Here is a 26231-nt window from a genome sequence, read left to right as displayed (position 1 = left end):
GGGGATGTCGCATGAACGGGATTCTGTATGGTGTCGGTCTGGGGCCGGGTGCGCCGGATCTGCTGACCCTGCGCGCCGCACGTCTGATTTCAGGCTCGCGCGTCGTGGCCTATCCCAGTCTGGCGGGGGGCGCCAGTTTCGCGCGGTCCATCGCTGCGGAGTTCATCGGGACGGACGTGCAGGAAATCGTCATGGATGTGCCGATGACGGTTGAACGCGGGCCTGCGCAGGCGGCCTATGACGCGGGAGCTGCGCGCATTGCCGCGGCGCTGGAGGCGGGCGATGACGTGGTGTGCCTGTGTGAGGGAGATCCGTTTTTCTACGGCTCGTTCATGTATCTGTTCGCACGCCTGTCGGACCGTTTCCGCTGCGAGGTCGTGCCGGGTGTCACATCCATCGCGGCCTGTGCCGCGCGGGCAGGGCGTCCGCTGGTCGCACGTAATGAACGGCTGACCGTGTTGCCGGGGCCGTTGCCAGAGGCGGAATTGCGCGACCGGATTGCAGGTGCCGAAAGCGTCGCCATCATGAAGGTCGGGCGGCATCTGGCCAAGATCCGTGGCGTGATCGCGGATCTGGGCCTGCTGGACGCTGCGGTCTATGTGGAACGCGCATCGCTGCCGGAAGAAGTGGTCTGTCCACTCGCCGAGGCGCCCGACATGGCGCCATATTTTTCGATGATACTTTTGACAAAGGGGGCCGATCCTTGGCTGTGACTCCGGTTGTGATGGCGCTGTCGCGCGCCGGTGAAGGGGTCGCGCATCGCGTGGCACAGGCGCTGGGGGCGCAGGTTCATGGGCGCGAAGGCCGGGTTGACCGTGCCGACGCGTGGTTTCCCAATGCGCTGGATCATGCGCGCGATCTGTTCGCGGCAGGCGTGCCGGTGGTCGGGGTCTGCGCGTCCGGTATCCTGATCCGGGCGGTGGCGCCGCTTTTGTCGGACAAGACGATCGAACCGCCGGTCGTGTCAGTCAGTGATGACGGCGCGGTGGTCGTTCCCTTGCTGGGGGGGCATCGTGGTGCCAACCGGTTGGCCGCTGACATCGCGCAGGTATTGGGTGCGGTATCGGCCGTGACGACGGCGGGTGACGTGGCGTTGGGTGTGGCGCTGGATGCCCCGCCGTCGGGCTGGCGGTTGGTCAATCCCCACGATGCCAAGGATGCAATGGCGGCGCTGCTGGCGGGCGGTGGTGCGCGCGTGGTGGGGCCGGATGCGGATGCGGCTGACTGGCTGCACGGTTTGCCAACTGGCGACGGCGTAACGATCACCTGCGGGACGGCACCGGTGACGGATCTGTCGGGCGCGCATTTGCATTTCGCACCGCAACGGTTTGCGCTGGGTGTCGGCTGTGCGCGGGGCTGCGACGCGGGCGCGCTGTCGGCGCTGGTCGATGACGTGCTGGCCGAAGCCGGGGTTGCGCGCGCGGCCGTAGCCTGCGTCGGATCGCTGGACCTGAAGGCGGACGAGGTCGCCATGAACGCGCTGGCGCGCGCCATGGGCGTGCCCTTCCGGGTGTTCGATGCCGCAACGCTGGATGCGCTGACGCCCCGGCTGGAAACACCGTCGGATGTGGTTTTTGCCGAAGTCGGCTGCCACGGGGTCAGTGAGGGGGCGGCGCTGGCCTTGGCTGGTGCCGGGGGGCGTTTGGCGGTGGCCAAGCGCAAGACCGCCGATGCCACGGCGGCACTGGCCGTCGCGGATGCGCCGATCACGCAGATGGCAGGGCGGTCGCGCGGGCGGTTGTCGGTCGTGGGGATCGGTCCGGGCCAGGCGGCCTGGCGCACGCCGGAGGTGTCGCGGTTGGTGTCCGAAGCCCAAGAGCTGGTCGGTTACGGGCTGTATATCGACTTGCTTGGCCCGTTGGCCGTTGGCAAGGCGCGGTCGGATTTTCCGCTGGGCGGAGAAGAGGACCGCTGCCGCTATGCGCTAGAACAGGCGGGCCGCGGGATCGACGTGGCGCTGGTCTGTTCGGGCGACGCGGGTATCTATGCGATGGGGGCGCTGGTGTTCGAACTGCTGGACAGGCGTCCGGACCAGATGGGCGTATCGGATGCCGCGCGGCGGGTCGAGGTGGTGTGTTCGCCCGGTGTCAGCGCGTTGCAGGGGGCTGCGGCACGGGCGGGGGCGCCGCTGGGACACGACTTTTGTGCGATCTCTCTGTCGGACCTGCTGACGCCGCGGGACGATATCCTGCGTCGGTTGAAAGCCGCCGCAGAAGGTGATTTCGTAATCGCGTTCTACAACCCGGTGTCCAAGACCCGCAGGACGCTGCTGGCCGAAGCGCGCGACATCCTGCTGCAACATCGCCCGGCGGACACGCCGGTGATGCTGGCCACATCGCTGGGCCGACCGGAGGAGCATCTGCGGTATCGCCGGCTGGATGCGCTGCAGGTGGACGAAGTCGACATGTTGACGGTCGTGCTTGTGGGGTCCAGCAACTCGCGTCTGGCGCAACTGGGCGAGGGGCCGCGAATGTTCACCCCGCGCGGTTATGCCCGCAAGATTGACGGTGATCTGGCGTGACCGGATTTTTTATAAAAACCCGGGCCTCCGGCGGGAGTATTTTGGGCAAGATGATGCAAGGGCGTGCAGCATGACGGTATATTTTATTGGTGCAGGACCGGGCGACCCGGAGCTGTTGACGCTGAAAGCCGCGCGGTTGATCGCGGCCTGCCCGGTATGTCTGTATGCCGGATCGCTGGTGCCAGAGGAGGTTGTGGCCATCGCGCCCGTGGATGCGCGGGTGCTGGATACCGCACCGATGACGCTGGATGATACGCATGCCGAAATCGTCGCGGCCCATGCCAAGGGGCAGGACGTGGCGCGCGTGCATTCGGGCGATCCGTCGCTATACGGCGCGATCGCGGAACAGATCCGGCGGCTGAAGGCGGACGGGATCGACTATCAGATCATTCCGGGTGTGCCGGCCTATGCGGCGGCGGCGGCGGCGATGGGCACCGAATTGACGGTGCCAGAGGTTGGCCAATCTATTGTGCTGACGCGGATGAGCATGAAATCGACCGGTATGCCTGCGGGTGAAACGCTGGAAAATTTCGCCCGGACCGGGGCCACGTTGGCGATCCATCTGGGGATCAGGGCGCTGCGCGACATCGAACGCACGCTGACGCCGTATTACGGCGCGGACTGCCCGGTGGTGGTCATTTATCGCGCATCCTGGCCTGATCAGGTGATTCTGCGCGGCACCTTGGCGGACATTCATGCGCAGGTGCGTGCGGCCAAAATCACGCGGACGGCGCTGATCATGGTCGGACCTGTGCTGGGATCGCAACACGGGTTTCCCGATTCCGCGCTTTACGATGCGGCCAAACCCCATGTCCTGCGGCCGAAGGTGCGCAAAAGCTAGTCATTTTGCCGCACCTGCGCTGCCGCAGTGCGGCAAAAATCGTTACTTGATTTTTACGTTTGCGGCTTAACTCTGGCATAATGTCGCAGGAGGCCACCATGAATGATTATCTGCCGGATGCCGTCACCAAGGGGCTTCAGGATGCGCGCAAGCATTCGCTTGCACGGGGCAAGCGGCTATGCGTGCATGACGGCGATAACGTCTATCGCATCCATCGTTTTTGGCAGGACGGCATGGCACTGGATGAAACAATCTGTGACAAGCTGCGTGGCCGGGTCGATATCTACGACGGTGCGCGGCATCTGTATCAGGCGCTGATCATCGGGTCCCAAGTGACCGGTGGCGAAACGTTGGTCAGCTTCAAATGGCTGCACCCGGTCCGCGACAGTGCGCCGCTGGATTTTGCGCCCGACGTGGCGGCGCCCGCCGGGTTGCTGGCGCGTCCCTGATTATTGCAAGTCGCTGAAGGCCGTTTGCAGGCGTTTGACCGCATCTTCGATCTGGGCACGGGGTGCACCAATGTTGAAACGCAGAAAGGATTCGCCACCTTTGCCAAAGGTCGCGCCGTGGTTTGCCGCGATCCTGGCGTCATTCTGAACGCGATCAATCACGTCCTGCGGCGACATGCCGGTGCCCGTGAAATCGACCCAAGACAGATAGGTCGATTCCAGATGCATCGCGTGGACGCCCGGAATGGCGTTGACGCCGGCATCGAAAATCCGGCGGTTTTCATCAAGATACAGCCGCAGGGCATCGACCCATGCGGCACCATCGGGCGAATAGGCGGCGGTGGTCATGAACAGGCCAAAGCTGTCGGGCGATATACCCAAGGCCATCATGCGTTTCGCAAAACGGGCGCGTAGATCGGGATCGGCGATAATGACGTTGCCGGTATGCGATCCCGCGATGTTAAAGGTTTTGGTCGCAGCGGTCATCATCACCAGCCGGTCCGCAATCCCGTCGATCAGCGGCATGGGGGTGTGCACTTGACCCGGAAAGGTCAGGTCGTGGTGAATCTCGTCGGACACAAGGATCAGTTCGTGCCGTTTGGCAAAGGCGGCGACGGCCTGCAATTCGGGCCGCGACCAGACGCGACCGCCGGGGTTGTGCGGTGAACACAGGATCAGCATGCGTTCGCTGCCGTCCATCTGGGCATCCCACGCGTCGAAATCCATCTCGTAGCGGCCGTCGACATTGGCTAATTCGCATTCCACGACACGTCGGTCTGCTGCGGTAATCACGCGGGCAAAGGCGTGATAGACAGGGGTCATCAGAACGATGCCATCGCCCGGTTGTGTGAACGCATCGACGCACATGGCGGTGCCGTGGACCAGACCATGCGTGGTAAAGATATGGGCGGGGTCGACGACCCAGCCGTGCCGTTCGGCCATCCACCAGCAGATCGCGGCGCGATAATCGCTTTCGTCGCCGAAGTAACCGTAAACGCCGTGGTCCGTCATGGCGGCCAGCGCACGCCGGATACAGTCGGGCGCCGCGAATTCCATGTCGGCAACCCACATCGCAATGCCGTCGTCAGGTGACACACCATAGATCTGTTCCATCGCGTCCCATTTGGCGCAATGCGTGTCACGGCGGTTGATTGGGGTGTCAAAGTTCATGGGTTGGCCTTTCGTTCGGTCATGACCACGTTTGGCACCTTGGCCGCCGCTTGCAAGCCAAAAATCGGGTATACCGGGGCGCGTGTGACGTGGCTTGTGATATTGCAAAACCGGCGTGATCGGCCTAGGTGATGGCCATGACGATACGCCCCATTCTGATCCATCCGGACCCCCGCCTGAAAAAGGTCGCAGACCCTGTTGCAACGGTCGATGATGATCTGCGCGGGCTCGCCGCGGACATGCTGGACACCATGTATGACGCGCCCGGTATCGGTCTGGCCGCACCGCAGGTCGGCGTGATGAAGCGGATTATCGTCATGGATTGTGTCAAGGAAGAGGGCGCCGCGCCGCGCCCCATGGTCCTGATCAATCCGCAGGTAACGTGGTCCAGCGATGAACGCTACACCTATGAAGAAGGCTGTTTGTCGATCCCTGAACAATACGCCGATGTCGAACGCCCCGCCGTGGTCGATGTTGCTTGGATGGATCTGGACGGCGCGATGCAGACCGAACGCTTTGATGGGTTGTGGGCGACCTGCGTTCAGCACGAGATCGACCATCTGAACGGCAAGCTTTTCATTGACTACCTTGGCACGATGAAACGCCAGATGATCACGCGAAAAATGCAGAAACTGAAACGTGAACGGGCCCGCGCATGAGACCGATCCTGCAGGCGCCCCATGATGGCCTGCGGACAGTCTGCGCGCCGGTGACGTCGTTTGATGCTGCTTTGCAATCGCTTGCGGACGATATGTTCGACACCATGTACGCAGCCCCCGGTCGCGGTTTGGCCGCGCCACAGGTCGGGGTGCTGTCGCGCCTGTTCGTCATGGATGTGATATGGAAAGACGCAGATCCCAGTCCGGTGGTCTGTGTCAATCCGCGCGTGCTGGACCGGTCAGTGCAACGGGTTGCGATGGACGAAACCTGTCTATCGATCGCAGGGGTCACGATCGCGGTGTCGCGCCCGGCAGAGGTACGCTTGCGCTGGCAGGATCTGAATGGTGCGGTGCACGAGCGGGGGTTCGACGGCGTCGCCGCGGCGATTGTGCAGCACGAAAGCGACCATCTGGACGGTGTGCTGATCACCGATGACACAGGCCGGCCATGACCCGTACCGTTGTTCGTTGGCCGCACAAGGCGCTGCGCACCCCTGCGGCTGATGTGTCTGAAATTACCGATGATGTCCGTGCGATCTGGGACGACATGATTGCCGTGATGGAAGCGATGCCCGGTGTTGGGCTGGCTGCGGTACAGCTGGGTATACCGTTGCGTTTGGCGGTCGTGGACGCCAGCACAAAGCGCGGGCAGGTCGTGCGGATGGCAAACCCCGAAATCCTGCATGCGAGTGTGGAATTACGCGACCACGACGAAGCTTCACCCTGCCTGCCGGGCGTCAGTGCCATCATCAAACGGCCGCGCGCGGTGACGGTGCGCTATCTGAACGCGGACGGGGTCTGGGATCAAAAGGATTTCGTCAGCCTGTGGGCAACCAGTGTGCAGCACCAGATCGATCATCTGGCGGGGCGCATGTATTTCGATCATCTGGGGCGGGTGAAGCGCGACATGCTGCTGAAACGGGCGGCAAAGCTTGCCCGTTGACGGGCTGGGGGCGCTGCCCCCGGTGCTGCGCACCTCCCCCGGGATATTTTGAAAACAGCGAGTGTGGCGCGTGGTTCAGCCGCGGTGGCAGCCGTCCGCAAGTGATTTGACAAAGGCCAGCACGTCGTCGACGCTTTGACCCGCGCCGATTTTTTCCACGATGGCAGAGCCGACGACAGCCCCGTCAGCGATGCTGGCGATGGATTGCGCCGCTTCTGGTGTCTTGATGCCGAAACCCACGATCACGGGCAGATTGGTGTGCGATTTGATGCGCGCGACCTCTGGTCCGACATCGGTGGCCTGTGCTTCTGCGGTGCCGGTGATGCCGGTCACAGAGACGTAGTAGACGAAACCGGAGGTATTGGTCAGCACCTTTGGCAGGCGTTTGTCATCGGTGGTCGGCGTGGCAAGGCGGATGAAGTTCAGGCCCTGTTTCTGGGCGGGCAGGCACAATTCGTCGTCTTCTTCAGGTGGCAGATCGACGATGATCAATCCGTCGATTCCGGCATCCTGTGCCTGTTGCAGGAACAGATCGACGCCCCGCGAATAAATCGGGTTGTAGTAGCCCATCAATACGATCGGGGTGGTGTCGTCGGTTTCGCGCAAGGTGCGCGCGATATCCAGCGTCTTGTCCAAAGTCATATGTCCGGCCAGCGCGCGTTGTCCGGCCAGCTGGATCGTGGTGCCGTCGGCCATAGGGTCGGTAAATGGCAGGCCCAGTTCGATAATATCGACACCCGCGCCCGGCAGGCCGCGCACGATATCGACCGAGGTATCGTAATTCGGATCGCCGGCCATGACGTAGGCGACGAAAGCCTTGCGGCCTTCGGCGTTCAACTGGGCGAATTTGGCGTCGATACGGGACATGGGCGGACTTTCTGCGTGGGTCTTGCGATGGTTCTGGCGGGGCAGGAATGGCGCATCCCGCCCGGTCTGACAATAGCGATTAGAATAGGACGGTCGAGCCACGGGATTGGGCGGTGTCACGATTGAATTATGCCTGGATTGGCCGTTGAAGGGTAAAGATTGGCTAAACCGCATGGATGATCCGCCCGTAGCCCGGCGGGAAAGCGGCCGCATTGTGAAAAAAGGGGTGGTGACATCGCGTCGCACGATCCTAAGTTATGCGGTATGAATTATTTACTCGCGCTTCTGCTCCCGCCCCTGTCCATCCTGCTGGCCGGTCGTCCGATCATCGGGATCATCATTTTTTTCGTCTGGGTGCCCGCCCTGCTGCTTTCCGGCGGCTTGACGCATCCCATGTTCATCATTCTGGCATGGTTGCTGATCTACGAAGGCCGCAACCGCCAGTCCTGACCGCTTGGGTCTGGCCCCTTGAGTCTGCTGGCGCGCAGGACTAAACGCGCGAACGGGATTTCAAAGGAGCGGCGTCATGGGTTTCAAGATGGGGATTGTCGGGTTGCCGAACGTCGGCAAATCGACCCTGTTCAATGCGCTGACGCGCACGGCGGCGGCGCAGGCCGCGAATTTTCCGTTTTGCACCATAGAACCGAATGTCGGTGATGTCGCGGTGCCCGATGCACGCCTGGACAGGTTGGCCGCGATTGCGGGGTCCAAACAGATTATCCCCACGCGCATGACCTTTGTCGATATTGCGGGTCTGGTCAAAGGTGCCAGCAAGGGCGAGGGGCTGGGCAACCAGTTTCTGGCCAACATCCGCGAATGCGACGCCATCGCCCACGTGCTGCGCTGCTTCGAAGACGACGACATCACCCATGTCGAAGGCCGGGTCGATCCGGTCGAGGACGCGCAAGTCATCGAAACCGAACTGATGTTGGCCGATCTGGAAAGCATCGAAAAGCGTCTGGCCGGTCTGACACGCAAGGTGCGCGGTGGTGACAAGGAAGCGGTGCAGCAGGAACGCCTGCTGAAGGTCGCGCAGGCCGCAATCGAAGACGGCAAACCCGCCCGCACTGTCGATGTGGACGCCGACGATGCCAAGGCCTGGCGGATGCTGCAATTGCTGACGACGAAGCCGGTTCTGTATGTCTGCAACGTCGAAGAAGACAGCGCCGGTGCAGGTAACAGCCAGTCGGCCCGCGTGGCCGAAATGGCGGCGGCAGAGGGCAATGCGCATGTCGTGATTTCCGCCCGGATCGAAGAAGAGATCAGCCAACTGGACGCTGAGGAGGCAGAGATGTTTCTGGGCGAAATGGGTCTGGACGAACCGGGTCTGGATCGCCTGATCCGCGCGGGATACGCCCTGTTGCACCTGCAGACCTATTTCACCGTTGGTCCGAAAGAAGCCCGCGCCTGGACAATTTCCGAAGGCACCAGCGCGCCCAAGGCCGCGGGTGTGATCCATGGTGATTTCGAACGTGGTTTCATTCGCGCGGAAACTATCGGGTACGATGATTTCGTGGCTCTGGGCGGTGAACAGCCTGCCAAGGAAGCGGGCAAAATGCGCGCTGAAGGCAAATCCTATATCGTCAAGGACGGCGACGTGTTGCACTTTTTGTTCAACACCTGACCACAGCTGCGAGTCAGGCCGCCAATTTGGCCACCACGGCGCGCAGGTCATTGACGAATGCATCCTGCGCATCGGGTTTAAGATGGCTGGGTAGGCGCAGCAGATAGGACGGATGCACGGTTAGGAAGACGGGGCCGTGTGGCGTGTCTTCGACCTTGCCGCGCCGTTTCAACAGATCCTTGCGACTGCCTGTCAGGCTTTCGGCGGCGGTGCCGCCCATTGCAAGGATCAGGCGCGGTTTCACCAGCCTAATTTCGGTTTCGACCCAGAACCGGCAATGTTCAATTTCCGGGGTATCGGGGTTCTGGTGGATGCGCCGTTTGCCGCGTTGTTCGTATTTGAAATGCTTGACCGCGTTGGTCACGTAGGCCTGACGCCGGTCCAATCCGGCCTGTTGCGCCAGTTGGTCGAATAATTGCCCGGCGGGACCGACAAACGGCATGCCTGCCAGATCTTCGGCGTCGCCGGGCTGTTCGCCTACGATCATCAGGGGGGCGTTTTGCGGTCCGGTGCCGGGCACGACCTGCGTGGCGGGGCCGTGCAGGGGGCAGCGGGTGCAATCGTGTAATCCTGCGGTCAGCAGGTTCCATGATGCGGGCTGCGGCGTGTCCTGCAGCTGTTCACGAATACGGGCCACACGTGCGGGGGCCAGTGTGGGGGCGGCCATCGCCATGTCGCGCACGCGCGCTTCGGCATTGGCGATCATGTCGGGGATGTGCTGCGCTTCTGGCATGTTTTTCCAGTATTTGCGTGGCATTTCCGATGTCATTGCTTTGACCTTCAACCGGGCGGGATTGAAGATGTTTTTGAAATAGGTGCCCCACAATTCTTCTGTTGCGTCGTCGGGCAGGTCCGGTTTGGTCTGACCGGGATGAAATGTCAGCGTGCCGTCCTTGAAATCAGCGGTCACGTCGGGGGTGACGATCATCCAGTCCATGTCCGCGAAACGGCGGGCAAAGAACGGTGCATTGGGTTCAAGCGTGTGGTGCGTCGGTTCAAACCACGCCGCGAAACTGCGGCGCGGACCGCCAGTGCGCAGGTCGCGGAACCGCACAAAAGCGCGCATCTTGTGCTTGCACCGGTGAACGGCCTTTTCCAATTGGCGCAGCTTTGCCAGATCGGGATCGGCGCGGTCGGCCATGACGCCCTTGTCCAGCCGCAACCGCCACAGCATCGCGTAAAGCCGCGCAAACCGTTGCGGATCGCTGTGCCAGACAACCCAACGGGCCATGTCCACGAAATCGGCAGGCACCTTGACCGTGCCGCGCACAATGGGCGGGGGCAGGGCGGTGGCGAACAATTCACCCGCGCCATCGTCATAGTTCCACAAGATGTCTTCTGGCGGGATGCGCGCGGCGATGCAGGCGCGCGCCGCGTCGCGCCACGCGTCCCATGTGCCGATGCGGGGCAGCGGTACGGTCAGCATCAGAACAGACTTAGCTGTTCCGGTGGCGGCGCGAAACGGGCGCGCAGACCTTCGCTGTCGGTCAGTGCGCCGGGGGTCCAGTCGGCGCAAGTGATAAAGGCCTGCGCCTTTTTCATGGACGCACCCAGTCGCAGCAGATCGTCGTAGCGCAGCGTGCGGTGTCGCCGTGTGGTCAGAATGCGGCCTACCGACTTGGTCCCGAAACCGGGCACGCGCAGCAGCAGTTCCCGGCTGGCGCGATTCACGTCCAGCGGAAAATGGTCGCGGTTGGCCAGCGCCCAAGCCAATTTGGGATCAATGGCGAGGTCCAGATTACCGTCTTGTGCGGTCGATGTGATTTCATCGACGTTGAAGCCGTAAAACCGCATCAGCCAATCGGCCTGATACAGCCGGTGTTCGCGCATCAAGGGCGGTTTGATCAGCGGCAGTTTGGCGGTGGAATCGGGGATCGGGGAAAAGGCTGAATAATAGACCCGGCGCAGATTGTAATCAGCGTACAGCCCGGTGGACCGCGTCAGGATCGTGGCGTCGGTGGCCCCGTCCGCCCCCACGATCATCTGTGTTGACTGTCCAGCCGGGGCGAATTTCGGCGGGCGTTTTCCGGTGCGGCTGCGGTCCTTGGATGCGGCGCGGTGGGTTTTCACGTTGCCCATCGCCGCGCGGATCGTCACCGGGTTCTTTTCGGGCGCAAAGGCCTGAACGGCGCGGTCGGTGGGCAGTTCGACGTTGATCGACAGACGGTCGGCGTGCAGCCCGGCCTGTGCAATCAGGTCAGGCGACGCGTCGGGAATCGTTTTCAGGTGAATGTACCCGCGAAAATGTTCTTCTTCCCGCAAACGCTGCGCGATCCGGACCATGTCGCCCATCGTCTCATCCGAATTACGGACCACGCCAGAGGATAAAAACAACCCTTCAATATAATTCCGGCGGTAGAATTCCAGCGTCAGCTGCACCACTTCGTCGACGCTGAACCGTGCGCGCGGCACGTTGGATGACACGCGGTTCACGCAATAGGCGCAATCGTAGATGCAGAAATTCGTCATCAGGATTTTCAGCAGGCTGATACAGCGGCCATCGGGGGCGTAGGCATGGCAGATGCCGGACCCTTCGGTGCTGCCCAGCCCCTTGCCGTCGCGGCTGTCACGGCGTGTCGTGCCGGACGACGCGCATGACGCATCATAGCGCGCCGCGTCGGACAGGATAGCGAGTTTGCGATCAAGAGACATGGTCATATGTTCTTCTTATGTTCTTGTATCTGGTCCGGCAAGTGTCATTCGATTGGGGCGGCCTTTGCCGACAGCGTGCAATGGTGCCGCAATCGTCTTGCAACGCGGACGCACGGCAGGAATGATGCGGCATGGTGACGCTCAAGGACATATCGCGCGATCTGGGGCTTTCGGTGACACAGGTCAGCCGGGCGCTGGGGGGGCATGCGGACGTGAACGCGCAGACCCGCAAACGGGTGCGCGCGGCGGCGGACCGATTGGGCTATCGCCCCAATGCCGTGGCACGCGGGCTGAAAACGGGACGGTCCGGCATCGTGGCGATGGTCGTGTCCGGCACTCGCACGCCAGAAGCCAGCGCTCATCTGCTGGAAATCGTCATGGGTCTGTCGGCGGAATTTTCGCGTATCGGTCTGCGGTTCGTGCTGCATGTGGCGCAACCCGACGAAGACACGGTGCGCCTGCACGAAGATTTGTTTCTGGCCGGTGGGATCGACGGTTTCATTGTCATCAGCCCGCAGAAATCCGACCCCCGGATTGCGGCCCTGACGCGGATGGGCGCTGCGTTCGTGGTGCATGGGCGCGACCCTGATCAGGCCCATGTGCACGTAGATATCGACAATTTCGAGGTGGGACGGCGTATGACCGACCATCTGCTGCGGTTAGGACACCGTCGAATCGCTTTCCTGACGGCAGGTGACAATACTTTTTTTTCGCGTGAACGGGTCCGCGGACTAAAGCGCGCCTACGCCGACCACGGGCTTGACGCTGGGATGGCGCGGGTGGTTGGCCTGCCGATGATCGCCCCCGAAGGACAACGCGCGGCAAGTACGTTGTTATCGTCAAAGCAACGCCCGACAGCAATCATCGCAGGCAATACGCTGTTGGCGCGTGGCGTCTATCGGGCGGCGGCGATGCACGGCCTGCAGATCCCGTGTGACCTGTCTGTATTGGCTCACGATGATGATCTGGAACTGTTCGCCACAGACACGTTCGATCCGCCCATCGGCGGCACATTTGCCCCGCTTTCGCAGGCATGGGTCAGCGTTGCTGACACGCTGCAAACGATGATTGAACCCGAAAAAGAAGGCTTGAAGCACCGCATTTTGCCGCTAGGATTTCAGATAGGTGGTTCAGCGAAGTCAAATTCTGATTGACGTCAAAACAAGAATTTGCCCTTAATCCGAAACGTTTCGGAAACGACGAAAACTTTATCTGGGAGGATACACATGACCCGCAAACTGACTGGCGTGAGCGTGATCGCGCTACTTTCCGTTGCTGGTTCTGCTATGGCGCAGGACTTGATCGCACCAATCGGCGAAGGCGATTTCAGCTGGGATGCCCTGGAAGAATTCGCAGCCAACCATGACTATAGCGGCGAAACGCTGAATGTGACCGGTGCTACGACAGGCGACGACGCGCAGCGTTATCGCAACCTGTATGCGTATTTTGAAAACGCGACCGGGGCGAATGTCGAGTATTCCGGTTCGGAATCGTTCGAGCAGGACATCGTGATCGCGTCGCAGGCTGGTGGTTTGCCGGATGTGGCCCTGTTCCCCCAGCCCGGTTTGGCCAAGGATCTGGCGAGCCAAGGTGCACTGGTGCCTGTGCCCGACGACATGGTCGAGTTCATGGCGGAAAACTATGCGGCTGGTGATAGTTGGAAGCAGCTTGCAACATTCGTCGGGCCCGAAGGTGAAGAAGACGTGTATGGCCTGTTTTTCGGGACGGACGTCAAGTCGCTGGTCTGGTACGTGCCCGAGCAGTTCGAAGAAGCGGGCTACGACATCCCCGAAACCCAAGAAGAGCTGATGGCGCTGTCCCAGCAGATCGTCGAAGACGGCGGCACGCCTTGGTGTATCGGTCTGGGATCGGGTGCCGCAACAGGCTGGCCCGCGACCGACTGGGTCGAAGACATGATGCTGCGCACCGCGTCGCTGGAAGATTACGACCGCTGGGTCAGCAACGACCTGCCGTTCAACGATCCGATCGTCGTCAACGCGATCGAGCAATATGGCAACTACGCCCTGACCGAAGGTTTCGTCGATGGCGGACCCGAAGCTGCGGCAACAACCGATTTCCGCGACAGCCCTGACGGCCTGTTCGACTTTCCGCCTGCTTGCTATATGCACAAGCAGGCATCGTTCATCCCGATCTTCTTTCCCGAAGGTGTAGAGGCTGGCACGGACGTCGAATTCTTTTACTTCCCGCCGTTCGAATCCGAAGCCGACCTTGGCCGTCCGGTTCTGGGGTCAGGTGGTCTGGCGTCCGTCACCAACGATCGTGACGTGACCAAGGGTTTCCTTGAATTCCTGGGCACGCCGATCGCCCATGAAATCATGATGACGCAGGGCCAGTTCCTGTCGCCACATCAGGATGCGAACCTGGATATCTATACGTCCGACGTGCAGCGGTCCTTGGGTGAAATCCTGACCACCGCCACCTCGTTCCGTTTTGACGGATCCGACCTGATGCCGGGTGAAATCGGAACCAACGCGTTCTGGACCGGGATGGTGGATTACACCACCGGCGCAGATGCGCAGGCCGTGGCCGACCAGATCCAGAACCGCTGGGACGAAATCCAGTAAGCCTGCGGTTGTGATACTGCCGGGCCCCCCTGCGGGGCCCGGACCATAGCCGGGCCAACCCCGGCATGCTGCGGCTTAGGGAGGAGTAGCGCATGAACCCCGTCTTTCAGGGTCTGATCACCATCGCAGTCGGGGTGGGCGGCATTTTCGTCTATTTCATCGCGTCGAATGCTTTTCTGGATAAAGTGCTGTTTCCGGCCAAGGGGCCGAACGCATCCCGCAACATCAACCGCGCCAATACGATCCGCCCCTGGCTTTTCATGGCGCCCACGATCATCGCCCTGTCGCTGTATCTGGTTTATCCGGTCATCGGGTCGTTCATCAGGTCACTGTTCAACCGCTCCGGCGACGAATTCGTGGGCTTCAGCAACTACACGACGATGTTTGCGTCATCCGAATTTCGGACGGCATTCTGGAACAATGTGCTGTGGGCGCTGGTGGTGCCGTCGGTGTCGACGTTCCTTGGCCTGTTGATCGCGCAGCTGACGGATAAGCTGCGCTGGGGCAATATCGCAAAATCCCTTATCTTTATGCCGATGGCGATCAGCTTCGTCGGCGCATCGCTGATCTGGAAATTCGTCTACGCAATTGATCCGGAATTGGGTGTGATCAATGCCATCCGGGTCAATATGTTCGGCGCAAGCCCGCTGGACGTGTTGCAGATCGCATTCTGGAACAACCTGTTCCTGATGGTCATCCTGATCTGGGTACAGACCGGTTTCGCCATGGTGATCCTGTCGGCGGCGCTGCGGGGCATTCCCGAAGAAACGATCGAGGCGGCGATCATCGACGGGGCGAACCCATTCCAGATTTTCTTTCGCATACAGGTGCCACAGGTCACGAACACGATCATCGTGGTGTTCACCACGACGACGATCCTTGTGCTAAAGGTATTCGACATCGTCTATGCCATGACCGGCGGCAATTTCAACACGCAGATCCTGCCCAGCTACATGATGCAATTCATGTTCCGCGACGACGGGCGCGCGACAGCCGTAGCGATTGTCATCATGCTGATCGTTACCCCGGTGATGATACAGAACATCCGCCAAGCCCGCGCCGAAATGCGCTGAGGAGGGACTGACCATGGACAATATCGCAGGTAAGAAATCCAGTCTTTCCATTGTTGTGAACATCACGGTGTTCCTGCTGGTGCTGATCTGGCTGATCCCGACCGTTGGCCTGTTCGTGTCATCGTTCCGCGACCGTGACGCCATTTCCGCGTCTGGCTGGTGGTTGGCACCGTTGGCCACGGAACAGACGTTCCGGGGGCGGGGCGACACGGAATCGGTCACACCCGGGGACGGGGGCGTCGTGCTGACGGGCAATGTGTTTCTAGACCCCGAAATTGCGCCGAGCTTTCCCAACGGCGAAGGCAAGATCGCGGCCTTTGGGGATTCGGGACGCGAGCCGGGTGAATTTCCGGCGGGCGAAGTTGCCGATCTGGGCGACGGCGCATCCTTGATCGTTGAAAGAAGCGGCGACTACGTCTTTACCCTGCCAGAAGATCCGGGCGACCGTGGACCGCGATACTATGTCGTGGCCAAAACACCGCCCAGTTTCACGCTGGATAACTACCGCACGGTGCTCAGTGCGGGTGGCATGGGGCAGGCGTTCGTCAATACGCTGACCGTGACGATCCCGACCACGATTATTCCGATCCTGATGGCCGCCTTTGCCGCCTATGCGCTGGCATGGATGGATTTTGCCGGACGGTCATGGCTGATTGCCGCGATCATCGGTCTGCTGGTGGTGCCATTGCAGCTGGCGCTGGTGCCGATGCTGACGCTGCACAACCAGGTGGGTATCGGGCAGTCGTTCCTGGGGATCTGGCTGGCGCATGCGGCCTTTGGGCAGCCGCTGGCGGTCTATCTTTTACGCAACTACATGATCGGCCTGCCGCGCGACATCATCGAATCCGCACGCGTCGACGGTGGCACGGATTTTCAGATATTCATGAAAATCATCCTGCCGCTGTCGTTCCCGGCGCTGGCCGCCTTTGCCATCTTTCAGTTCCTTTGGACCTGGAACGATCTGCTGGTGGCAAAGGTGTTCCTGCCCAGTTCAGAAGAAACAAAGGTGATGACCGTCAAGATCGCTGACGATCTTTTGGGATCGCGCGGCGGCGATTGGGGCATTCTTGCCGCCGCTGCTTTCGTGTCGATCACCATTCCGCTTTTGGTGTTTTTCACCCTGCAACGTTACCTCGTCCGCGGCCTGTTGGCCGGTTCCGTGAAATAAAGGAGACCTGTCATGGCCACACTCAAACTGACCGACGTCGCCAAGACCTATGGCGGAACAGTCGATGTGTTGCGCAACATCAATCTGGATATCAAGACCGGCGAACTGATCGTCTTTGTCGGTCCGTCCGGCTGCGGAAAATCAACGCTGTTGCGGATGATCGCGGGGCTGGAAAAGATCACGGGCGGCACGCTGGAAATTGACGGGCAGGTGGTGAACGACACGCCGCCCGCACAGCGCGGCATCGCGATGGTGTTCCAGTCCTATGCGCTTTATCCGCATATGACGGTGCGCGACAACATGAGCTTTTCGCTGAAGCTGGCCAAGAAATCCAAGGCAGAAATTGAAGAGGCCGTATCAAAGGCGGCCCGCATCCTGCAGTTGGAACCCTACCTTGACCGTCTGCCAAAGGCGCTGTCAGGCGGCCAACGCCAGCGGGTTGCCATCGGGCGGTCCATCGTGCGTGACCCAAAGGTTTATTTGTTCGACGAACCGTTGTCGAACCTTGACGCGGCCCTGCGGGTTGCCACCCGGATCGAGATTGCGCAACTCAAGGAATCGATGCCGGACAGCACGATGATCTATGTGACGCACGATCAGGTCGAAGCGATGACGCTGGCGTCGCGGATTGTGGTGTTGGCGAACAAGGGGATCGCACAGGTCGGCACGCCGCTGGATCTGTATGAACGGCCCGAAAACGAATTTGTGGCGCAATTCATCGGGTCGCCTGCAATGAACCTACTGTCCGGCGAAATCGTGGAAACGGGTCAGCACACCACCGTGAAACTGGACGGGGGCGGCATCGCTGTCGCGGCTGTGCCCACGCAGGCCGCCGACAAGGGGCTGAAGGTCAATGTCGGTGTCCGGCCAGAGGATCTGTACGAGGCGCAGGGCGGCGATTACATCTTTGATGCCAAGGTCAACATCACAGAGGCATTGGGCGAGGTGACGCTGCTGTATTTCGAACCGCAGGGCGACAACGAAGCGTTGATCGGCAAACTGCCGGGCATTCATAACGGTTTGCGCGGCACACCGGTCAAAATGACGGCCAAACCTGAAAAGGTGCAGATCTTTCACGATGGCCGTTCGCTGCACTATCGCTGATCCTGCGGCCAAATTGCACAGGCGCGGCCGGTGTGGCGCGCCTTTTGCGTTGCGTGATGCGTCAAAACACACATGATCGCGCGAACACAAAAGGAACCGACATGCCGGATATTCTGATCCTGAACGGCCCGAACCTGAACCTGCTGGGCCAGCGCCAACCTGACATCTATGGTGCGCAAACGCTGGATGACGTGGCGCAGATGTGCCGCGACGTGGTGGGGCAGGCAGCCGATCTGCGGTTCGAACAATCCAACCACGAAGGCGCGTTGGTCGATCTGATTCAGGACGCGCGGCAGACGGCGGATGCCATCGTGATCAATCCAGGTGCTTATTCGCATACCTCTGTCGCGATCCTTGATGCGCTGAACACCTTTGACGGGCCAGTGATCGAGGTGCACATCTCGAACATCCACAAAAGAGAGACGTTTCGCCATCATTCGTTCGTGTCGGGCCGTGCCGATGCGGTGATCGCGGGGCTAGGCACCGAAGGTTACGCCGCTGCCCTACGCCGGATTTTGCAACTGCTGACCTAGCGGGATTTCGCGCGCGGCCTTTCGTCACGCACCGATTTGCGCGATGGTGGAACAGCACCCTGCGGGGTGCTGTTTTTGCGATCCGGGGGACCAACATGAGCACGCATATTCTGGCCATCGATCAGGGAACGACATCGTCCCGCGCCATCGTCTTTGACGGCGACATGCAGCCCATCGCCAGCGCACAAGAGGAATTTCCCCAGCATTTCCCGCAATCGGGCTGGGTCGAACACGATCCCGTTGATCTGTGGACCACTACGCTGTCCACCTGCCGCGCGGCCCTGGAACAGGCCGGACTGTCGGCGGGCGACATCGCGGGGATCGGGATCACCAACCAACGTGAAACCACCGTCGTCTGGGACAAGACCACGGGCAAGCCGATCCACAATGCGATCGTCTGGCAGGACAGGCGCACCGCCGCGATCTGCCGCGATCTCGCTGACGACAACGATACCGTCGCGGCCAAGACCGGGCTGCTGCTGGACCCCTATTTTTCGGGGACAAAGCTGAAATGGATTCTGGATCATGTGGATGGTGCGCGCGACCGGACGGATGATCTGTTGTTCGGCACGGTCGATTCATGGCTGATCTGGAACCTGACGGGCGGTGCGGCCCATGTCACGGACGCGACAAACGCCTGCCGCACGATGATGTATGACATCCACAAGGGGTGCTGGTCGTCCACCATCTGCGGCCTGCTGGACGTGCCGATGGGGATTCTGCCGCAGGTCATGGACAGCGCCGCCGATTTCGGCGTCACACAGGCGGGTCTGCTTGGGGCTGAAATTCCGATCCTTGGTGTGGCGGGTGACCAGCAGGCGGCAACGCTGGGGCAGGCGTGTTTCAAGCCGGGGATGCTGAAATCGACCTATGGAACGGGGTGTTTTGCGCTGCTCAACACGGGCGACAAGCCTGTCGCGAGCACGTCGCGACTGCTGACCACCATCGCCTATCAGTTGGACGGCAAGCCGACCTATGCGCTGGAAGGGTCGATCTTTGTTGCCGGTGCGGTTGTGCAATGGCTGCGCGACGGGTTGCAGATCATCACGGATGCCGCAGACACGCAGTCGATGGCCGAAGCGTCCGACGCCGATCAGCCGGTGATGCTAGTGCCGGCGTTCACAGGCCTTGGCGCACCCTATTGGAACGCGGAATGCCGGGGTGCGATCTATGGGCTGTCGCGTAATTCAGGCCCGCAGGAACTGGCGCGTGCAGCGCTGGAATCTGTTGGCTATCAGACCCGCGACCTGCTGGACGCCATGCGCGCCGACTGGAAAGGTGCCGAAGGCGACGCGCCCCTGCGCGTTGATGGCGGCATGAGCGCGTCGGATTACACCATGCAGTTCCTGTCCGATATCATCGGCGCGCAGGTCGACCGGCCAAAAGTGCTGGAAACGACTGCGATGGGGGCGGCGTGGCTGGCGGGATATCGGGCGGGCCTGTATCCCGATCAGGCGGGATTTGCTGACCGCTGGGCAGTGGACGCGACCTTTACCCCGGCGATGGACGATGCGACGCGCGCCGTAAAATACGACGCATGGCAGCGGGCGGTGCAGGCGACGCTGACCTATGCAGGGGGTTAGGGCCGGATCCGTGTTTTCGGCGCACGGCTGACCCACATCCCGGTCAGGATCAGTGCGACCCCCACAATACGGGCAAGCGGCGATCCGGGTGCCCCCATGATGACATCCAGCACCACGCCTGACACCATCTGCCCCGCGATGATCAGCAGTGCGGTCTGGGCCGCGCCGATCCGTGTGACCAGCCAACTGGATGCGGCAATGAACACGACGCCGCCGGTGCCGCCCAGCCATGCCCACCACGGCACCTGCGTGACCTGCGCGTCGCGCAATCCGCCGAACACCAGTGCCGCCGCCGTCAGGACCAGTGCGCCGACAATGTGATTCCAGAACGACGATTCCAGCGCGGATGTGTTCAGGCTGAGCCGCCCGTTGACCTGTCGGCTCAGGATCACCAGCACACCGGCGGCAAAGGCTGTGACGACAGCAATCAGCATCATCCGCGCCCCAGAAAGATCAGGATCAGTGATCCCGCGACGATCAACAAAAGGGCCGCGAAATCGCGGACCGACGGCATCCGTTGCCGCAATCCGAACATGCCGCGTGCATCCGCGATCAGGCCGAATATCATCTGCCCCGCCAGACCGATGGCAAGCGTGCCCGACAGCGCCAGTGGGGTGTTCAGCGCATAGGATGTGGCCATCACAGTCACCGCACCCGACAACCCGCCACTATAGGCCCAGAGGGGTGCGCGCACCTTTAGCCTGCGGCCCGGCCGCAGCAGCATCAATGCCACCATTGCCGCGAACGTGCCTGTCGTGTGGGGCACCCAACTGGAAAACAACAGCGATCCGTAATTTGCCAGCGTGCCGTTGAACAGCACCATCAGCGACAGAAGCCCGCCCGCGCCAAATGCGGCCAGAAAGCTAAGCGGGTGCGGCGAAAGGTCTGGTGTGGGATCGGACATGCGCCGATCTGTGGCGCTTTGCGCGGGGGGGTGCAAGTCTTGGTTGTGTGTGGTTTTGCACAAGCGATACGACGATGTGTTGACTTCATTCCGCGCATGACCTAAGCGCGCCTCTCATTGGTGTTGGTGGGCCTCGCAAGGGGACTCCTGTCAGGGTTCAAACCCAAAGGACAACGCCCTTCACGTCCCTAAAGGACACATACCGAAGGAGAACAGCCGTGACCAAACGCACGTCTGCCAAGTACAAAATCGATCGCCGCATGGGCGAAAATATCTGGGGCCGTCCAAAGTCCCCGGTCAACCGTCGTGAATATGGCCCCGGTCAGCACGGTCAGCGCCGCAAGGGCAAAGTCTCTGACTTTGGTTTGCAGCTGCGCGCCAAGCAGAAGCTGAAAGGCTACTACGGCGACCTGACCGAAAAGCAGTTCCGTCGCATCTATGGCGAAGCCGAACGAGTCCGGGGCGACACCGGTGAAAACCTGATCGGCCTGCTGGAACGTCGTCTGGACGCCGTTGTCTACCGCGCGAAATTCGTGGCGACCGTCTTTGCCGCCCGTCAGTTCGTAAACCATGGCCACGTCACCGTGAACGGCCAGCGCGTCAACATCCCGTCATACCGCGTCAAAGAAGGCGATGTGATCGCCGTCCGCGACAAGTCCAAGCAGTTGGAAATGGTCATGGTTGCAGCGCAACTGCCGGAACGTGACGTGCCTGACTACATGGAAGTCGATCATTCCAAGATGACCGCCACTTTTGTGCGCACACCCACGCTAGGCGATGTGCCGTATCCGGTCACGATGGAACCGAATCTGGTCGTCGAATTCTACGCCAAGAACTGATTTTCGGTTCAGGCTTTCGATGGCAAAGGCCGCCCCTGTGGGCGGCCTTTTTCTTTGTCCGACCAAAACGGACGCAATCCACGTATGCGGCGCGCCGTCTTTGCGCACGGACCCCGCGCCTTGACGCCCGGACCCGCGCAAGTAGACAGGGGTACACCGCAGGAGGATCCACCATGTCGCATCCCGTTTATGGCCGTATCGAAGGGGCCGTTGTCATCATCGGTTTTGGGTCCATCGGAAAGGGCACCTTGCCGCTGATCGAACGCCATTTCGATTATGACGCATCAAAGCTGGTCGTGATCGATCCCGACCCCGCGACGCATACTTTTCTGTCGCAGCACGGGCACCGGCATCTGCAGGTGGCGCTGACGCCGGACAACTACCGGAAGGTGCTGGGCGATTTGCTGGAAAACGGCGGGTTTTGCGTGAACCTGTCGGTCGATACGTCATCTCTCGACATCATGAAACTGTGCCGTGAGCTGGGCGCACTTTATATCGATACTGTCGTCGAACCTTGGAAGGGGTTCTATTTCGACACGGCAGACAACGCGTCCCGCACGAACTATGCCCTGCGCCAGACCGTGCGGGACGAAGCGGCAGCCAACCCCGGCGGATCGACGGCCGTGTCGTGCTGTGGTGCCAATCCCGGCATGGTCAGCTGGTTCGTCAAAGAGGGTCTGCTGACCCTGTCGCGTGATCTGGGCCGGAATGATCCGGTCCCCAGTGACCGCGCAGACTGGGGCAGGCTGATGCGGGATCTGGGTGTTCAGGGTGTGCATATTGCGGAACGTGACACGCAGGCCCGGCGTCTGCCGCGTCCGCGCGACACATTCGTAAATACATGGTCGGTCGAAGGTTTCATTTCCGAAGGGTTCCAACCCGCCGAACTGGGCTGGGGCACATTTGAGCCATGGATGCCAGCCAACGCGCACAGGTTCGACACCGGCTGTCAGGCCGCGATCTGGCTGGAACGTCCCGGTGCGGCGACACGGGTGCGGACATGGTGCCCGACGGCGGGGCCGCAATACGGCTTTCTGGTGACCCATAACGAAGCGGTCAGCATCGCGGATTACTACACCGTCGGCCCGGCACATGCGCCGGAATATCGCCCGACATGCCACTATGCCTATCACCCCTGCGATGATGCGGTGCTGTCGCTGCACGAAATGTTTGGATCGGGTCAGGTGCAAACCACTCACGAAATTTTGGATGTCGATGACATCGTGGACGGGATCGATGAACTGGGTGTTCTGTTGTACGGCCACGCCCGTAACGCCGTCTGGTATGGCAGCCGTCTGTCCAATGCCCAGGCCCGAAAGCTTGCCCCGTATCAGAATGCAACGGGTTTACAGGTGACGTCTGCCGTGTTGGCGGGGATGGTCTGGGCGCTGGAAAACCCCAACGCAGGAATAGTGGAAACCGACGAGATGGACCACGCGCGCTGCCTGCAGGTGCAACGGCCCTATCTGGGCCCGGTCGAGGCGCATTATACCGACTGGACGCCGCTGGATAATCAGTCGGAACATTTCCCGCAAGCACTGGACCGTGACACGCCTTGGGCGTTTCGCAATACGTTGGTGCCCTGACCCGCCTGTATTTATGGAAAACAGGGCGCGTTCGCACGTGTTCAAGAATTCAGCGTCCCCCTGCGCGCGCTTGTCACTGGCCAGTCGTGCAGCAGGTCGCTAGAACGGGCGAGCCGAGAGGACGATTCCGATGACCATAGCCATTACACCCCGCCCGACGATCATGGAAATCTCGCTTTACACAGGCGGGGCCAGTTCCGCGGCGGGTAAATCCAACGTCGTGAAACTGTCGTCGAACGAAAACCCCTTTGGTCCGCCCGACGGGTCCAAAGAGGCCGTGGTGCGCGCGGTGCACGAAATGCATCGCTATCCCCCGACCGATCACGCGGCCTTGCGCCAGGCCATCGCCGACGTGCACGGACTTGACGCTGAACGGATCATCTGCGGGGTCGGAAGTGACGAGATCATCCATTTCCTGTGCCAGTCCTATGCTGGCGACGGCGGAGAGGTGATTCACACCGAACATGGCTTTGCGATGTATCGCATCAGCGCGTTGGCCAATGGCGGCACGCCCGTGCAGGTTACCGAACGCGAACGCGTCACGGATGTGGATGCGATCCTCGCGGCCTGTAACGACCGTACGCGGCTGGTGTTCATTGCCAACCCGAACAACCCCACTGGCACGATGATCGGACAGGCCGAAATTGTGCGATTGGCCGACGGTATTCCGCCGCAGGCCATTCTGGTGCTGGACGGGGCTTATGCCGAATATGTCGAAGGCTTCGATGCCGGTGCCGCGATGGTCGAAGCGCGCGAAAACGTGGTGATGACCCGCACATTTTCCAAGATCTACGGTCTGGGTGGTTTGCGGGTCGGCTGGGGCTATGCGCCGCGGGCGATTATTGATGTGCTGAACCGCGTGCGCGGGCCTTTCAATCTGTCGACACCCGCACTGGCCGCAGCAGAAGCAGCGGTCCGTGACACCGATTTCGTCGCGCGCTGCCGGGCAGAAAACGCGCGCTGCCGCGACTGGATGGCCAATGCGCTGGCGGAATTGGGTGTGCCGTCAGATACTTCGACGGCCAATTTTGTGCTGGCCCGTTTCACATCCCCCGAAGAAGCCAACGCCTGCGACGAACATCTGGTGTCCGAAGGCATCCTTGTCAGGCGGGTAGCGGGCTACAACCTGCCGCACTGCCTGCGCATTACGGTCGGCGACGAATCTGCCTGCCGCCGTACCGTCCATGCGATTGCGCAATTCAAGGCTGGCACCGCGTGACAGTGATCTACGACAAGGTCGCGCTGATCGGTCTGGGTCTGATCGCGTCGTCGATGGCGCTGGCGATGAAGCGGGCCGGTCTGGCCCGGCAAATCACCGGGTACGCCCGCACGCCGGACACACGCGCAACGGCGCGCGCGCTGGATCTGTGTGATGTGTGCGACAGTGCGGCTGAAGCGGTGCACGACGCCGATCTGGTGGTGCTATGCGTGCCGGTGGGCGCGATGGCCGCCGTGATGGCGGACATCGGCCCTGCGATGAAACCCGGCGCGACCCTGTCGGATGTTGGGTCGGTCAAAAAGGCGGTGATCGAGGCTGTGTCGCCCTTTGTGCCGGATGATGTGCATTTCGTGCCGGCACACCCCTTGGCCGGGACCGAACATTCCGGGCCGCGTGCGGGGTTTGCGGAACTTTACGATAACCGCTGGTGCATCGTGGTGCCGCCCGAAGGGGCTGATCGCAACGCGGTCAACCGGTTGATCGATCTGTGGCGCGGCATGGGCGCCAACGTCGACGAGATGGACGCCGACCACCACGATCTGGTGCTGGCCGTAACAAGCCATACGCCGCACCTGATCGCCTATACGATGGTCGGGGTGGCCGATGACCTGTCCCGCGTCACCGATAGCGAGGTCATAAAGTATTCGGCTGCGGGTTTTCGCGATTTTACCCGCATTGCGGCGTCCGATCCGACCATGTGGCGCGACGTATTCTTGTCCAACAAGGAAGCGACGCTGGAAATTCTTGGCCGCTTTACCGAAGAATTGTTCGCGTTGCAGCGCGCGATCCGCACGGAAGACGGTGATCATCTGCATGCCTATTTCACCCGCACCCGTGCGATCCGGCGCGGAATCGTCGAAGCGGGGCAGGACACGGATGCACCGGATTTCGGCCGGTCGCACAAGGTCCGCTGATGCGGGTTGCATTGGCACTGTTGCTGGTCTGCGCCGGGCAGGCCTGGGCGCAGGCACCCGACAGCACGAAACGTCCGCTTGCGCGTGCTGGAACCACGGCGGTGACGGCGCAAACTGTGCCGCAGGTGCCAGCAACGGCGGATGTCAGTGCCTATGCGCCGCGCCTTGTCGCGCGGCCGGACCTGCGGCCCGCCGGGATTGTGACACAGGCGTCTGAACGACAGGCGGCCCGAATCAAGGGCGCGGTTTGCGGTGATCCGGATATTCAGGGTGAGACGATGGGCAACATCGGCGGTCCGGGGGCCTGCGGTGTCGAAGGCGCAGTGCTCGTCCGATCTGTCGTCGGGGTCACGATGCAACCTGCACCGACGATCGACTGCCGGACTGCCAGTGCGCTGAAGGACTGGGTCGCGACGGGAATCAAGCCTGCAGTGGGCACGACCGGCGGTGGCGTGTCCCGGTTGCGGATCGTCGGGCACTATGCCTGCCGTAGCCGCGTCGGCGGCGGTTCCGCAAACAACCGGATGTCGGAACATGCCTTTGGACGCGCCGTGGATATTGGCGGGATCGGGCTGGCATCGGGGCGCGAGATCACGGTGCTGACCGACTGGAACAAGGGGCAGGCAGGCGCACAACTGGCTGACATGTGGCGCAGCGCGTGTGGCATATTCGGAACGGTGCTGGGCCCCAATGCCAATGCAGCCCATCGCGACCATTTCCACGTCGATACGGCCAGTTACCGGACGGGCAGTTATTGCCGCTGACGACACGCGCCCGTGCCGGGCGCTGTGGGGGCGCTGGCCCCACGCGCGTGCCGCGCGTTCCCCCGGGATATTTAAGGCAAGAAGAACAAGGGCCCGCTTGCCGCCGCTGGGTGCGGGTTCTATAAGCGCCCGCGATGACGGGATTTCGGATCATACGAATTAGTCTCCCGGCGCGCTGAACCTTCGGCGCTGCCGGGTCACGCTATTTTCAAACCGATTGACCAAGAGGACGC

At 61.5% G+C, this 26231-nt stretch carries 27 protein-coding genes; 21 read left to right on the top strand and 6 right to left on the bottom strand.

Annotated features, from left to right (window positions below; all coding sequences use genetic code 11):
- Nucleotides 1-11: 11 nt before the first annotated feature.
- The 4 genes from cobI to GZH79_RS00870 all read left to right on the top strand — a co-directional run bounded on the left by cobI (nt 12) and on the right by GZH79_RS00870 (nt 3811).
- Nucleotides 12-713 carry a precorrin-2 C(20)-methyltransferase gene (gene cobI / locus GZH79_RS00885; protein ID WP_211641257.1) on the top strand — a complete coding sequence of 234 codons (702 nt, stop codon included), beginning with the start codon at nt 12-14 and terminating at the stop codon, nt 711-713.
- Nucleotides 704-2521: a precorrin-3B C(17)-methyltransferase gene (gene cobJ / locus GZH79_RS00880; protein ID WP_211641256.1), complete on the top strand. Its 1818-nt coding sequence runs from the start codon at nt 704-706 to the stop codon at nt 2519-2521. Before cobI ends, cobJ begins: the two co-directional genes overlap by 10 nt.
- A 70-nt stretch (nt 2522-2591) precedes the next feature.
- Nucleotides 2592-3362 carry a precorrin-4 C(11)-methyltransferase gene (gene cobM / locus GZH79_RS00875; RefSeq protein WP_211641255.1) on the top strand — a complete coding sequence of 257 codons (771 nt, stop codon included), beginning with the start codon at nt 2592-2594 and terminating at the stop codon, nt 3360-3362.
- A gap of 98 nt (nt 3363-3460) precedes the next feature.
- Nucleotides 3461-3811 (top strand): hypothetical protein, encoded by a 351-nt coding sequence (locus GZH79_RS00870; RefSeq protein ID WP_211641254.1) that lies wholly within the window; start codon nt 3461-3463, stop codon nt 3809-3811.
- Here the strand turns inward: GZH79_RS00870 and GZH79_RS00865 are convergent, their stop codons facing one another.
- Nucleotides 3812-4981 carry a MalY/PatB family protein gene (locus tag GZH79_RS00865; protein ID WP_211641253.1) on the bottom strand — a complete coding sequence of 390 codons (1170 nt, stop codon included), beginning with the start codon at nt 4979-4981 and terminating at the stop codon, nt 3812-3814. It lies immediately after the preceding gene.
- A gap of 137 nt (nt 4982-5118) precedes the next feature.
- Between GZH79_RS00865 and def (GZH79_RS00860) the strand changes: the two genes are divergently transcribed.
- Genes def (GZH79_RS00860) through def (GZH79_RS00850) form a run of 3 tightly spaced genes read left to right on the top strand, consistent with a single transcriptional unit; the run spans nt 5119 to nt 6583 of the window.
- On the top strand, nt 5119-5640 hold the full coding sequence (def, locus tag GZH79_RS00860; protein ID WP_211641252.1) for a peptide deformylase: 522 nt from the start codon (nt 5119-5121) through the stop codon (nt 5638-5640).
- Entirely contained in the window at nt 5637-6092 is a 456-nt protein-coding gene (gene def, locus GZH79_RS00855; RefSeq protein WP_211641251.1) for a peptide deformylase, read from the top strand. Before def (GZH79_RS00860) ends, def (GZH79_RS00855) begins: the two co-directional genes overlap by 4 nt.
- Nucleotides 6089-6583 (top strand): peptide deformylase, encoded by a 495-nt coding sequence (def, locus tag GZH79_RS00850; protein WP_211641250.1) that lies wholly within the window; start codon nt 6089-6091, stop codon nt 6581-6583. Before def (GZH79_RS00855) ends, def (GZH79_RS00850) begins: the two co-directional genes overlap by 4 nt.
- Nucleotides 6584-6658: 75 nt before the next feature.
- On the opposite strand, the gene trpA is transcribed toward def (GZH79_RS00850), so the two are convergent.
- Nucleotides 6659-7450: a tryptophan synthase subunit alpha gene (gene trpA, locus GZH79_RS00845; RefSeq protein ID WP_211641249.1), complete on the bottom strand. Its 792-nt coding sequence runs from the start codon at nt 7448-7450 to the stop codon at nt 6659-6661.
- A gap of 264 nt (nt 7451-7714) precedes the next feature.
- Here trpA and GZH79_RS00840 point away from each other — a divergent pair, with 264 nt between their 5' ends.
- Nucleotides 7715-7900 carry a hypothetical protein gene (locus GZH79_RS00840; protein WP_211641248.1) on the top strand — a complete coding sequence of 62 codons (186 nt, stop codon included), beginning with the start codon at nt 7715-7717 and terminating at the stop codon, nt 7898-7900.
- Between the two features lie 76 nt (nt 7901-7976).
- Nucleotides 7977-9074: a redox-regulated ATPase YchF gene (gene ychF / locus GZH79_RS00835; RefSeq protein ID WP_211641247.1), complete on the top strand. Its 1098-nt coding sequence runs from the start codon at nt 7977-7979 to the stop codon at nt 9072-9074.
- A gap of 13 nt (nt 9075-9087) precedes the next feature.
- On the opposite strand, the gene GZH79_RS00830 is transcribed toward ychF, so the two are convergent.
- Both GZH79_RS00830 and GZH79_RS00825 read right to left on the bottom strand, forming a co-directional pair.
- Entirely contained in the window at nt 9088-10500 is a 1413-nt protein-coding gene (locus tag GZH79_RS00830; RefSeq protein ID WP_211641246.1) for a UdgX family uracil-DNA binding protein, read from the bottom strand.
- A complete protein-coding gene (locus tag GZH79_RS00825; RefSeq protein ID WP_211641245.1) occupies nt 10500-11732 on the bottom strand; it encodes a putative DNA modification/repair radical SAM protein in 1233 nt (410 codons plus the stop codon). Before GZH79_RS00825 ends, GZH79_RS00830 begins: the two co-directional genes overlap by 1 nt.
- Before the next feature lie 125 nt (nt 11733-11857).
- On the opposite strand from GZH79_RS00825, the gene GZH79_RS00820 reads away from it, so the two are divergent.
- The 7 genes from GZH79_RS00820 to glpK all read left to right on the top strand — a co-directional run bounded on the left by GZH79_RS00820 (nt 11858) and on the right by glpK (nt 19772).
- Nucleotides 11858-12880: a LacI family DNA-binding transcriptional regulator gene (locus GZH79_RS00820; RefSeq protein WP_211641244.1), complete on the top strand. Its 1023-nt coding sequence runs from the start codon at nt 11858-11860 to the stop codon at nt 12878-12880.
- Nucleotides 12881-12952: 72 nt separating this feature from the next.
- Complete coding sequence (locus tag GZH79_RS00815) at nt 12953-14311, top strand: ABC transporter substrate-binding protein (RefSeq protein ID WP_211641243.1); 1359 nt, start codon at nt 12953-12955, stop codon at nt 14309-14311.
- 92 nt (nt 14312-14403) lie between these two features.
- Nucleotides 14404-15384, top strand: a complete 981-nt coding sequence (locus tag GZH79_RS00810) for a sugar ABC transporter permease (RefSeq protein WP_211641242.1) — start codon at nt 14404-14406, stop codon at nt 15382-15384.
- Nucleotides 15385-15397: 13 nt separating this feature from the next.
- The gene (locus GZH79_RS00805; RefSeq protein WP_211641241.1) at nt 15398-16552 is read left to right on the top strand and encodes a carbohydrate ABC transporter permease; all 1155 of its coding nucleotides are present in this window, start codon (nt 15398-15400) and stop codon (nt 16550-16552) included.
- 12 nt (nt 16553-16564) lie between these two features.
- Complete coding sequence (gene ugpC / locus GZH79_RS00800; RefSeq protein ID WP_211641240.1) at nt 16565-17656, top strand: sn-glycerol-3-phosphate ABC transporter ATP-binding protein UgpC; 1092 nt, start codon at nt 16565-16567, stop codon at nt 17654-17656.
- Nucleotides 17657-17757: 101 nt separating this feature from the next.
- The gene (gene aroQ / locus GZH79_RS00795) at nt 17758-18189 is read left to right on the top strand and encodes a type II 3-dehydroquinate dehydratase (protein WP_211641239.1); all 432 of its coding nucleotides are present in this window, start codon (nt 17758-17760) and stop codon (nt 18187-18189) included.
- A gap of 95 nt (nt 18190-18284) precedes the next feature.
- Nucleotides 18285-19772 (top strand): glycerol kinase GlpK, encoded by a 1488-nt coding sequence (gene glpK, locus GZH79_RS00790; protein ID WP_211641238.1) that lies wholly within the window; start codon nt 18285-18287, stop codon nt 19770-19772.
- Here the strand turns inward: glpK and GZH79_RS00785 are convergent.
- A complete protein-coding gene (locus GZH79_RS00785) occupies nt 19769-20209 on the bottom strand; it encodes a DMT family transporter (protein WP_249218904.1) in 441 nt (146 codons plus the stop codon). The genes glpK and GZH79_RS00785 overlap by 4 nt on opposite strands.
- Entirely contained in the window at nt 20206-20676 is a 471-nt protein-coding gene (locus GZH79_RS00780) for a DMT family transporter (RefSeq protein WP_211641237.1), read from the bottom strand. Before GZH79_RS00780 ends, GZH79_RS00785 begins: the two co-directional genes overlap by 4 nt.
- A gap of 218 nt (nt 20677-20894) precedes the next feature.
- On the opposite strand from GZH79_RS00780, the gene rpsD reads away from it, so the two are divergent.
- From rpsD to GZH79_RS00755, 5 genes are all read left to right on the top strand, one after another.
- A complete protein-coding gene (gene rpsD, locus GZH79_RS00775) occupies nt 20895-21515 on the top strand; it encodes a 30S ribosomal protein S4 (protein WP_211641236.1) in 621 nt (206 codons plus the stop codon).
- Nucleotides 21516-21688: 173 nt separating this feature from the next.
- Entirely contained in the window at nt 21689-23101 is a 1413-nt protein-coding gene (locus GZH79_RS00770) for a saccharopine dehydrogenase NADP-binding domain-containing protein (protein ID WP_211641235.1), read from the top strand.
- Between the two features lie 130 nt (nt 23102-23231).
- A complete protein-coding gene (gene hisC / locus GZH79_RS00765; protein ID WP_211641234.1) occupies nt 23232-24320 on the top strand; it encodes a histidinol-phosphate transaminase in 1089 nt (362 codons plus the stop codon).
- Nucleotides 24317-25234 (top strand): prephenate/arogenate dehydrogenase family protein, encoded by a 918-nt coding sequence (locus GZH79_RS00760; RefSeq protein ID WP_211641233.1) that lies wholly within the window; start codon nt 24317-24319, stop codon nt 25232-25234. Before hisC ends, GZH79_RS00760 begins: the two co-directional genes overlap by 4 nt.
- Nucleotides 25234-25998: an extensin family protein gene (locus GZH79_RS00755; protein WP_211641232.1), complete on the top strand. Its 765-nt coding sequence runs from the start codon at nt 25234-25236 to the stop codon at nt 25996-25998. The genes GZH79_RS00760 and GZH79_RS00755 overlap by 1 nt, the downstream gene beginning before the upstream one ends.
- Nucleotides 25999-26231 lie beyond the last annotated feature (233 nt).

Origin of the sequence: Loktanella sp. SALINAS62, assembly GCF_018263905.1 — a bacterium.
Taxonomy (GTDB): Bacteria; Pseudomonadota; Alphaproteobacteria; order Rhodobacterales; family Rhodobacteraceae; genus Loktanella.
The sequence above is the reverse complement of the archived record's forward strand: the minus strand, read 5'-3'. Positions and strand labels throughout refer to the sequence as shown.

What these genes read in the sequence shown, in the direction of transcription:
- cobI (WP_211641257.1), top strand. Translation starts at nt 12, where the DNA reads ATGAACGGGATTCTGTATGGTGTCGGTCTGGGGCCGGGTGCGCCGGAT.
- cobM (WP_211641255.1), top strand. Translation starts at nt 2,592, where the DNA reads ATGACGGTATATTTTATTGGTGCAGGACCGGGCGACCCGGAGCTGTTG.
- GZH79_RS00870 (WP_211641254.1), top strand. Translation starts at nt 3,461, where the DNA reads ATGAATGATTATCTGCCGGATGCCGTCACCAAGGGGCTTCAGGATGCG.
- GZH79_RS00865 (WP_211641253.1), bottom strand. Translation starts at nt 4,981, where the DNA reads ATGAACTTTGACACCCCAATCAACCGCCGTGACACGCATTGCGCCAAA.
- def (WP_211641252.1), top strand. Translation starts at nt 5,119, where the DNA reads ATGACGATACGCCCCATTCTGATCCATCCGGACCCCCGCCTGAAAAAG.
- def (WP_211641251.1), top strand. Translation starts at nt 5,637, where the DNA reads ATGAGACCGATCCTGCAGGCGCCCCATGATGGCCTGCGGACAGTCTGC.
- def (WP_211641250.1), top strand. Translation starts at nt 6,089, where the DNA reads ATGACCCGTACCGTTGTTCGTTGGCCGCACAAGGCGCTGCGCACCCCT.
- trpA (WP_211641249.1), bottom strand. Translation starts at nt 7,450, where the DNA reads ATGTCCCGTATCGACGCCAAATTCGCCCAGTTGAACGCCGAAGGCCGC.
- GZH79_RS00840 (WP_211641248.1), top strand. Translation starts at nt 7,715, where the DNA reads ATGAATTATTTACTCGCGCTTCTGCTCCCGCCCCTGTCCATCCTGCTG.
- ychF (WP_211641247.1), top strand. Translation starts at nt 7,977, where the DNA reads ATGGGTTTCAAGATGGGGATTGTCGGGTTGCCGAACGTCGGCAAATCG.
- GZH79_RS00830 (WP_211641246.1), bottom strand. Translation starts at nt 10,500, where the DNA reads ATGCTGACCGTACCGCTGCCCCGCATCGGCACATGGGACGCGTGGCGC.
- GZH79_RS00825 (WP_211641245.1), bottom strand. Translation starts at nt 11,732, where the DNA reads ATGACCATGTCTCTTGATCGCAAACTCGCTATCCTGTCCGACGCGGCG.
- GZH79_RS00820 (WP_211641244.1), top strand. Translation starts at nt 11,858, where the DNA reads ATGGTGACGCTCAAGGACATATCGCGCGATCTGGGGCTTTCGGTGACA.
- GZH79_RS00815 (WP_211641243.1), top strand. Translation starts at nt 12,953, where the DNA reads ATGACCCGCAAACTGACTGGCGTGAGCGTGATCGCGCTACTTTCCGTT.
- GZH79_RS00810 (WP_211641242.1), top strand. Translation starts at nt 14,404, where the DNA reads ATGAACCCCGTCTTTCAGGGTCTGATCACCATCGCAGTCGGGGTGGGC.
- GZH79_RS00805 (WP_211641241.1), top strand. Translation starts at nt 15,398, where the DNA reads ATGGACAATATCGCAGGTAAGAAATCCAGTCTTTCCATTGTTGTGAAC.
- ugpC (WP_211641240.1), top strand. Translation starts at nt 16,565, where the DNA reads ATGGCCACACTCAAACTGACCGACGTCGCCAAGACCTATGGCGGAACA.
- aroQ (WP_211641239.1), top strand. Translation starts at nt 17,758, where the DNA reads ATGCCGGATATTCTGATCCTGAACGGCCCGAACCTGAACCTGCTGGGC.
- glpK (WP_211641238.1), top strand. Translation starts at nt 18,285, where the DNA reads ATGAGCACGCATATTCTGGCCATCGATCAGGGAACGACATCGTCCCGC.
- GZH79_RS00785 (WP_249218904.1), bottom strand. Translation starts at nt 20,209, where the DNA reads ATGATGCTGATTGCTGTCGTCACAGCCTTTGCCGCCGGTGTGCTGGTG.
- GZH79_RS00780 (WP_211641237.1), bottom strand. Translation starts at nt 20,676, where the DNA reads ATGTCCGATCCCACACCAGACCTTTCGCCGCACCCGCTTAGCTTTCTG.
- GZH79_RS00770 (WP_211641235.1), top strand. Translation starts at nt 21,689, where the DNA reads ATGTCGCATCCCGTTTATGGCCGTATCGAAGGGGCCGTTGTCATCATC.
- hisC (WP_211641234.1), top strand. Translation starts at nt 23,232, where the DNA reads ATGACCATAGCCATTACACCCCGCCCGACGATCATGGAAATCTCGCTT.
- GZH79_RS00755 (WP_211641232.1), top strand. Translation starts at nt 25,234, where the DNA reads ATGCGGGTTGCATTGGCACTGTTGCTGGTCTGCGCCGGGCAGGCCTGG.